7 protein-coding genes are annotated in these 8,301 nt (G+C 53.3%); 3 read left to right on the plus strand and 4 right to left on the minus strand.

The window, feature by feature from the left end:
• Positions 1–40: 40 nt before the first annotated feature.
• From DQX05_RS25580 to DQX05_RS25590, 3 genes are all read right to left on the minus strand, one after another.
• Positions 41–721, minus strand: coding sequence for a zinc metallopeptidase (locus tag DQX05_RS25580; protein WP_119796164.1), 681 nt, complete (start codon positions 719–721; stop codon positions 41–43).
• Between the two features lie 55 nt (positions 722–776).
• Complete coding sequence (locus tag DQX05_RS25585; RefSeq protein ID WP_119796165.1) at positions 777–1,205, minus strand: MerR family transcriptional regulator; 429 nt, start codon at positions 1,203–1,205, stop codon at positions 777–779.
• Between the two features lie 383 nt (positions 1,206–1,588).
• Entirely contained in the window at positions 1,589–2,797 is a 1,209-nt protein-coding gene (locus DQX05_RS25590) for an MFS transporter (protein WP_119796166.1), read from the minus strand.
• Positions 2,798–3,035: 238 nt separating this feature from the next.
• Here DQX05_RS25590 and DQX05_RS25595 point away from each other — a divergent pair, with 238 nt between their 5' ends.
• On the plus strand, positions 3,036–3,599 hold the full coding sequence (locus DQX05_RS25595; protein WP_119796167.1) for a TlpA family protein disulfide reductase: 564 nt from the start codon (positions 3,036–3,038) through the stop codon (positions 3,597–3,599).
• 1,049 nt (positions 3,600–4,648) lie between these two features.
• Here the strand turns inward: DQX05_RS25595 and cimA are convergent.
• Positions 4,649–6,262 carry a citramalate synthase gene (gene cimA, locus DQX05_RS25605; protein ID WP_119796169.1) on the minus strand — a complete coding sequence of 538 codons (1,614 nt, stop codon included), beginning with the start codon at positions 6,260–6,262 and terminating at the stop codon, positions 4,649–4,651.
• A 239-nt stretch (positions 6,263–6,501) separates the two neighbouring features.
• On the opposite strand from cimA, the gene DQX05_RS25610 reads away from it, so the two are divergent.
• Positions 6,502–7,821, plus strand: a complete 1,320-nt coding sequence (locus DQX05_RS25610; protein WP_119796170.1) for a DNA polymerase IV — start codon at positions 6,502–6,504, stop codon at positions 7,819–7,821.
• 135 nt (positions 7,822–7,956) lie between these two features.
• A complete protein-coding gene (locus DQX05_RS25615; protein ID WP_119796171.1) occupies positions 7,957–8,190 on the plus strand; it encodes a ferredoxin in 234 nt (77 codons plus the stop codon).
• The last annotated feature ends 111 nt before the right edge of the window (positions 8,191–8,301 follow it).

The raw sequence follows: 8,301 nt of genomic DNA on the forward strand, positions 1-8,301 counted from the left end.
AGCAGGAGGAAGGGGCTCTTGTCAGTGTATCCCGTCGGGATTAATCCCGATTGTTCGCGAAGATCATAATGAACTTGAGCAGTTCAAGAAGCGAGATGAGGGCAGCCGCAACGTACGTCAGGGCGGCCGCGTTCAATACTTTGGCGACGCCGCGTTCCTCTTCGTTCGTAATGAAGCCTTCGGACACCATCAGCTCTCTTGCCCGGTTGCTGGCGTTGAACTCGACCGGCAGCGTGACCAGTTGGAACAGCACAGCGGCCGAGAAGAACAGAATCCCGACGAGCAGCAGGTTCGACCATTGGAACAGCAGGCCGGCAATGATGAGGAACGGCGCTGCGCCCGACGTCAGATTGACGAGCGGGAACATGCGGTGCCGCAGCACGAGCATTGGGTACGATTGCTGATGCTGAATCGCATGGCCAACTTCGTGGCAGGCCACCGAGATGGCCGAGATGGAGCTCTCGTAATAGACGGGCTCGGACAGCCGGACGACCCGGTGAATCGGATCATAGTGGTCGGTCAATGCCCCCTGCACAGGCTCAATCGGAACGTCATGCAGTCCGTTCGAGTCCAGCATGCGCCGCGCCGCTTCGTAGCCGGTCATGCCGCTGATGGCTTGCACCTGTGTGTAACGGTTGAACGCTCCCTTGACGCGGAATTGGGCCCAGATCGAGATGCCGAGCGCAATGAAAATCAAAAAGTCCATGGGATGAAAAAACATAATTGTTGCCTCCTATCCAGTACAGATGATGCGAGCTTATTCAGGACCGAAGACGTCACATCATGAAATGATTGTTCTTGTCAATAAAGGTGAGCAGCACTTCGATGCAGGCCGCGCTCTGGGTGCCGAGACGGTTGAACAGTCTGCGGGCTTGCGTCGGCTTCAGCTTGTCAAGCATCGGCTTCAATTCCTTCGCCTCGCGTTCCAGCTTCTGCATGTGCAGCTGCAGCTCCGTCAGCCGGTCGGCAAGCTCTTGCTCCGCCGACGCGTGCCTCAGCTGGGCGAAATACTGCTTGATTTCCTCCAGCGAATATTTTTCTCTCTTCATTTGATGTATACGTTTGAGCCGCTCGATCGTTTCAAGGTTGTACAGACGATAGTTCGTATCTGTCCGTCCTGCCGGCTCGATTAGCCCAATCGTCGTATAATAATCAATTGTCCGCTGGCTGACCTCCGCCGCCCGGGCAAGCTCTCCTATCCGTATTAACGACTTAGTCCCATCGTCCTCACCTCACTTTTTACTCTAAGAGGTTGTTCAAAGAGTACGCTTTTGATCATGAAGTTACACAGGAAGCTACTCGACATCGAATCTTGCACTCACTTTCGAAGAGCGTATGCTTCCGAAGTATGTTTCCTGCGGAAGCATTTTAGCTCATGTAGTCTTGCCTACATTGCGCTGCTTCTTCTTCAAGTTCCCGCAACCTTCTCGGTGCTGAAAACCGTCCTCTTTGAACTCTTATTTCTTATGATACTAAAAACCAAACCATACAGTCAAACGTGATGGTTTGGCGAAATAGGTACATTTTTTGAACGATTTGCAGGCTAGGCCGAGATCGTTCTTCCCCGGAAAATAGAGGAAAAAGCCCGTTAGCGCACCTTTTTGTCCGGCTTGATGAACAAGAACACGAGGATGAGCGCAATGACGGACAGGACCGTGACGACGATAAAAATGAGACGGTGCGATTTGTCCATCATCCAGCTGAACAGCGGCGGTCCGAAGGCGACTCCGAGGAAGCGAAGGCTGCTGTAGAGCGATGTAATCATGCCGCGCTGCGCCTTCTCCACCGTGCCGGTGATCATCGTGTTCAGACATGGCAGCAACAAACCCGTCCCGATGCTGCTCACCGTAATGAGCGCGATAAAGCCGTACACGTTTTTATAGAAGAAAATCGTGCATCCAAGCGAGACCGCCATAAGCAGCAGGCCGATGTTCATCAGCCACCGCATCAGCAAGCCGTTCTTCTTGATGATCGATCCGGTAATATAGGCGGTCGTCACCATGCCGAGCAGCGGAATGGCCAACACAAGACCTTTGACAATCCCTTTCAAATGGTATGGCTTCTCCTCCAAAATGTCGGATAAATAGAAGAGGATGCCGAACAGGATGAACAAGGACAGCGCCCCGGCAAAAAAGGCGGGAATGAGCCAGCGGCCCTGCTCCTTGAAGATTTGTCCAATGTTGCGGATATACGTTTTGATCGGTTGCGGCTTCTGCTTCCGTTCGGGTTCCTTAATCAGGAAGATGACCGCGACCAGCGACAGGGCGCAAAATACGGGAAACGCAAAAAAGGGCGCTGTCCAGGTCCACAGGGCAAGCGCCGAACCGAGAATTGGACTGATGACCTTGCCAGTGCCGTTGGAAGCTTCGATCAGGCCCAAAGCCTGGCTCTCCTGAGCGTCTTTGTACAAATCGCCGACGAGTGCCATCGCGATTGAGGCTGTACCGGCCGCGCCCAGGCCCTGGACCGCACGGAATCCGATCAGGATGCCGTAGGATTCCCATAACGCCCCGAGGCCGGTGACGATACCTGCCGCCCCGTATACGATGAGGGAAGGGATGATGATCGCTTTGCGTCCGAAGCGATCCGACAAGTAGCCTGCGATCGGAATAATCAAGCCCGCCGATACGGAGAACACCGTAATGATGAGACTGGTCTGCAGCTGAGTCAGATGCAGATGACGCTTGACCTCCGGCAAAATGGGAACAAGCATGGAGTTGCCCAGTACGAGCACAAGCGGTACGGTGGCGATCGCCGTATATTCGAGCCATAGGGAGGAGCTGCGTTGTTTGGCCATGATAAGGGTTCCTTTCCTGCGTAATTTCTAGAGAGCAATTATGGCAAGCACGTCGTTACTATTCCCAGGGAAGGATGGAGTCATACCAGCGGGCTGGATGGCGGAAAGGATCGTATTTTATGCAGAAAAAGGGTACAATACATATAAAAGCACATGTTCAGACTTGCCTGGCCGGCATGCGAACCCCGGCAACGAAGTTGATCAGTAATATTGAACATATAAAGGAGAGAAGCCGCAAATGAAAAAAAGTGCAGGCGTGCTTATTGTTGGCGTACTGTTCATTCTCTTCGGCGTGTGGCAGAATCTAAGCCAGTCCTCTGCCTCTTCGACCGACATGAGGCAAGGCTCGGGAGAAGTTGCCCTGCCGGCGGAGACGGGGCCGCAAGTAGGGAAGCTGGCACCTTCGTTCACGCTGGAGACGGCCGATGGAACGAAATATAAGGTGGGCGGCAAGCAGGATAAACCGATATTTTTGAATTTCTGGGCCTCCTGGTGTTCGCCATGCCAGGCAGAAGCGCCTGATCTTGTCAAATTGCATGCCCAATACAAGGATAAGCTCGATATTCTGGCGGTCAATGTGACGAATTATGATACGAAGGATAAAGCGAAGGAGTTCGTGAAACAGTACGGGATGGTCAACCCGGTGCTATGGGACGAGAAGGGGGAGGCCTATAAGCTGTATAACGGCATCGCCTTTCCGACCAATATTTTGATTGACAAAAATGGTGTCATCCGGGAGTTGTTCATCGGGCTGCGTCCGCCGAAGGAATTGGAAAAGGCCATCGAAAAGGTGATTGACTGAGACCTGGCGGTTATCGAAAAGAGGCTGTTCCATTGGGAGTCATAAGGATGAGCAGTAAGACGGGACAACAGAGAATAAAGAGGCGGGAAAAGAGTTGCAAGATGGATAGGCTGTCCAATCCTGCGCTAATGCAGCAATTTACGGTCTTTGGGCCGATAATTTATGGAATTCCTGCAAAACAGGCTGTTGAGAAAGTCCAGGGGAATTTTCGGAACTTCATTTTTTATGTGGTGGATCTCGTCTCTCAGTAGAAAAAATCGATTTAAAACGTTCTGAGTGCCAAGTTTTGATTATAAAAATGGACAATCTCCACCGCTTCGTAAAAAACAGGGGTTTTCCAACAGCCTGAAAAGCGCATTATTTCCGTCGATTTTTGCCTTCTATTGATTGCATGGGCTCAAATTCATGCTGTTTTCAGGCTGTTTTCGGAGGGGTGATTACCTAATCGAAACATGGCATTCAGAGCGTCATCGCCTTCTGGAGACATCATAATCTCCTGGGGTTTCCTAACGTGTGGAGGGAATTGCTGCTATTTTACAGGAATTTCGGCTCAATGAGTCCACATTTCGAGGAATTGCTGCACAGCTACATCATTTTAGGCCCTTTTGAGCTAAGTCGAAGAGAAACGGGTGAAATTGCTGCAGTTTTACAGGATTCCCTTTCTGGTGAAGTCGTCCCTATCGAGTTGCTGTATTTTTGCAGGATTTTGCCTACCGAATCAACGTGTCTTGAGAAACCGTGCAGTTTTGAGGACTTCGCCTATCGGATAGACATTTCATTGTGCAGTTTTCAGGCACTTCGATCAGAGCGTTTGAAATCACAATTTTTCTACTGAGAGACAAGTCCTAATGAAGTGCCCAAAAAATCCTTTGAATTTTTTCAACAGCCTGTGTTTAGCTGGAATTCCAGTGATGGAGTCAACATAAGAAGGGAAAACTGCGTTTTCGCAGTTTTCGGAAAGTCGAGCTCTAAGAAAGCCGGGGGCGATCTCAATGTAGCTAAAAACTACGTATGGGATAGCCCCCTCTTCGTCTTGTCCGCGATAAGGATTAATGATTAACGAGCCCCAGTGGCTCTCTGCGCTCGGGCGCGAGCTCCAGCTTCTCTTTCCCGATGAGCGCATAGCGGATGCTGTCCACGAGAGCTTCCCAGCTCGCTTCAATGACGTTGCTCGATACGCCGACCGTGCTCCATTTATTGTGGGAATCGGTCGACTCGATGAGCACCCGCACCTTAGCGGCTGTCGTATCATTCTCGTCCAATACACGTACTTTATAGTCTGTGAGATGCATATCTTCAATAAAAGGGTAGTGGCGGACGAGTGCTTTGCGCAGCGCGTTGTCAAGCGCATTCACCGGACCATTGCCCTCGGCAGCCATGTACACAGTCTCATTGCCGACACTCAGCTTCACGATCGCTTCGGAATTGACGGAGCGATCGGCCGATTTCTCGACGAGCATTTTGAAGGAGGCAAAGGTGAACGGCTCCTCATATGTCCCGGTCGCCTGACGGAGCAGCAATTCGAGCGAGGCGTCTGCACCTTCGAATTGGTATCCCTGATGCTCCAGTTCCTTGATACGCTCGATAATGGCTCGCGTATTCGGATTGCTGGCATCAAGCTCATAGCCGAGCTGCTGTGCCTTGGACAATACGTTGCTCTGGCCGGCCAGCTCCGAGACGAGCACCCGCTGCTTGTTGCCGACCTGTTCGGGTTCGATATGCTCGTACGTGCGCGAATCCTTCAAAATCGCCGACACGTGGATGCCTCCCTTATGAGCAAAGGCGGCGTTGCCGACGTAAGGCTGGTTAACCGGCATGTTCACATTGGCGATCTCGCTGACGTACCGCGCGACCGACGTCAAGTGGTTAAGCTGATCGGCGGAGACGCACGAGTATCCCATCTTCAATTGAAGGTTCGGGATGATGGAGCACAGATTGGCATTGCCGCACCGCTCGCCGTAGCCGTTCATCGTGCCTTGAACCTGGGTTGCCCCGGCTTCCACGGCAGCCAGCGTATTGGCGACAGCCAATTCGCAGTCGTTATGCGTATGGATGCCCAGCTTAATGTTGACATGGCTCTTGACGTCCCGGACGATCCTTGCGATCTCGTGCGGCAGCGTTCCGCCGTTCGTATCGCACATGACGACCCAATCGGCTCCTGCCTCCTCGGCGGTACGAAGCACGGCCAACGCATACTCGGGATTATGTTTGTAGCCGTCGAAGAAATGCTCCGCATCGAGCATCACTTCCAGTTGGGCCCGCTTCAAGTAGGCGATAGAGTCCGAGATCATGGCCAGATTCTCTTCCAGCGTCGTCTCCAGCGCCGTATGGACATGGAAATCCCAGGATTTGCCCACGAGCGTCGCCGCGGGAACGCCTGCTTCAATGATGCGGTTCAGGCTCACGTCTTGCTCGGCCAGCGACATTTTGCGGCGGGTGCTGCCGAAGGCTGTCAACTTCGCTTGCCAGGAATACGACTTGACCCGCTTGAAGAACTCGATGTCCTTGCCGTTGCTGCCCGGAATTCCGCCTTCAATATAAGACACCCCAAAGGCGTCCAGCTTGCGCGCAATTTTTATTTTATCATCCGCGGACAGGCTGATTCCTTCGCCCTGGGTGCCGTCGCGCAGCGTAGTATCAAAAATGGAAACGAATGTCGACATACTCGAACCCCCCTTATTTTTAGTACACGGACGATACAGTACCGAAACTATATTTTCCTATTATAGCATCCGAAAAGAGGATGTATAGTCCGTAATTTCGGCGGGCGCCGGCAATTGAGCCGGTTGTATTGGCATGGAGAAAGCGGTAAAATGTACCTAGAACAGTTGTTCTGGATCGGAGTGCAGCTTTTCCTGCATAAGTAGTTGAACACTTCCATGAGGGAAGAAAGGTGAGAGGAATGGGCGGTAAGGAAGAGGCGCGTGACCGGGTCGAGCAGCATTATCCGCCGAAGGGCCGTGTCATTCTCCATGTGGATATGAACGCGTTCTATTGTTCCGTTCATGAAGCCGAGGACCCGGAGACGTACCGGGGCAAGCCGACGGCCGTCGCGGGCAGCATTGAGCTGCGCAAAGGAATTATCGTAACCTGCTCCTACGCGGCGCGAAAGAGAGGAATTCGCACCGGCATGCTCGTGAAGCAGGCGCTGCGCCTCTGTCCCCAGCTTGTCTTGATCCGCCCGGATTTCTATCTGTATCGGCGTTATTCCCAGGCATTTATTGCTATTGCGCGCGATTATACCCCGTTGGTTGAAGTCGTCTCCATTGACGAATGCTATATGGATATTAGCGGCTCGAAGCTATTCGGCACGCCGCTTGAGATTGCGAATGAGCTTCAGCAGCGCATTCGCGGCGAGCTGTCGCTGCCATGCTCGATCGGCATCGCGCCGAACAAGCTGCTGGCGAAGATGGCTTCGGATATGAAGAAGCCGAACGGCATTACGGTGCTCCGCATTCGGGATGTGCCGAAGCTGCTCTGGAGCAGGCCGTGCGGCGAATTGTTCGGCATCGGCCAGAAGACGGCTATGAAGCTGTCGCGATCGGGTATTCGCACGATCGGCGAGCTGGCGCAGGCGGATGAAGCACGTCTCGTGTCGCTGTTCGGCGTGCAGGGTCAATGGATGAAGCGGGCGGCGAATGGGCTGGATGAAGGGCCCGTCCGCCCGGAACGGGAGCCGAACAAGTCTGTCGGACATACGACGACATTGCCGCAGGACGTGACCGCGAAGGAGGATGTCCGCCGGGTGCTGCTCAATCTGGCCGATCAGGTGGCCCGCCGCATGCGCAGGCAGCAGCTGATGGCCCAGACGGTTCAGGTCACGATCCGCACGCCGGAGATGAAGACGATTACGCGATCGGCCACGCTGGAATCGCCTACGGACGATGCGGCCCGCCTGCTGGAAGAAGCCTGGCGCCTGTATGAGCAGCATTGGCCGGAGGAGCGGCCGATACGGCTGCTCGGAATTACGGGTCAGAACATGGTGGCCAAGGAGGAGGCAGCGATTCAGCTCGATCTGTTCGACTTCGAGCAGCAGCCGAAGCGGGAGCAGCTAATCCAGGCGATGGACCGGATCCGGGACAAGTACGGGGAGAACGCGCTCGTCACCCTGGGCATGCTGGGAGATGACCCTTCGGCGCTGCTGCGGAATCACAAAGTAAGAGGGACTTCCCTGCAGACGGATTTTCTGCGTAATGAAGATGGGGACAACGGCTCCGATTAAGGCTGCCCCGGCATCGGAAATCCGCGTGGGAGCGCGATAAAAACGTGATTTCGTTTGAATTTCCACCCTGTTTGTATTATATTGATTACGGAGGAACCATGACGAACTGTTCTGATTACAGGAGGGAACGAACCAATGGCAAAATATACTTGGGTAGATAAAGACACATGCATCGCTTGTGGAGCGTGCGGCGCAACCGCTCCGGATATATACGACTACGACGATGAAGGCATCGCAGAAGTGATATACGAAGGCGACGACAACCAAGGAATTACCGAGATTCCGGAAGATTTGTACGACGATCTGCAGGATGCGGCTGACGGCTGCCCTACGGATTCGATCAAGATCGCGGATACGCCTTTTAACTAACTGCGTTGCATCAACATAGAGTAAGCTTGTCCCTGCTTAGAGCAGGGATTTTTTTTATTTTAGCGTGCCCAGCGAAGCACGCATCATCTAGCCGGTGAGAGTCCGGTCGCG

This window comes from Paenibacillus thiaminolyticus (assembly GCF_003591545.1).
In the GTDB taxonomy this organism is placed as follows: Bacteria; Bacillota; Bacilli; order Paenibacillales; family Paenibacillaceae; genus Paenibacillus_B; species Paenibacillus_B thiaminolyticus_A.

What these genes read in the sequence shown, in the direction of transcription:
- DQX05_RS25580 (WP_119796164.1), bottom strand. Translation starts at nt 721, where the DNA reads ATGTTTTTTCATCCCATGGACTTTTTGATTTTCATTGCGCTCGGCATC.
- DQX05_RS25590 (WP_119796166.1), bottom strand. Translation starts at nt 2,797, where the DNA reads ATGGCCAAACAACGCAGCTCCTCCCTATGGCTCGAATATACGGCGATC.
- DQX05_RS25595 (WP_119796167.1), top strand. Translation starts at nt 3,036, where the DNA reads ATGAAAAAAAGTGCAGGCGTGCTTATTGTTGGCGTACTGTTCATTCTC.
- cimA (WP_119796169.1), bottom strand. Translation starts at nt 6,262, where the DNA reads ATGTCGACATTCGTTTCCATTTTTGATACTACGCTGCGCGACGGCACC.
- DQX05_RS25610 (WP_119796170.1), top strand. Translation starts at nt 6,502, where the DNA reads ATGGGCGGTAAGGAAGAGGCGCGTGACCGGGTCGAGCAGCATTATCCG.
- DQX05_RS25615 (WP_119796171.1), top strand. Translation starts at nt 7,957, where the DNA reads ATGGCAAAATATACTTGGGTAGATAAAGACACATGCATCGCTTGTGGA.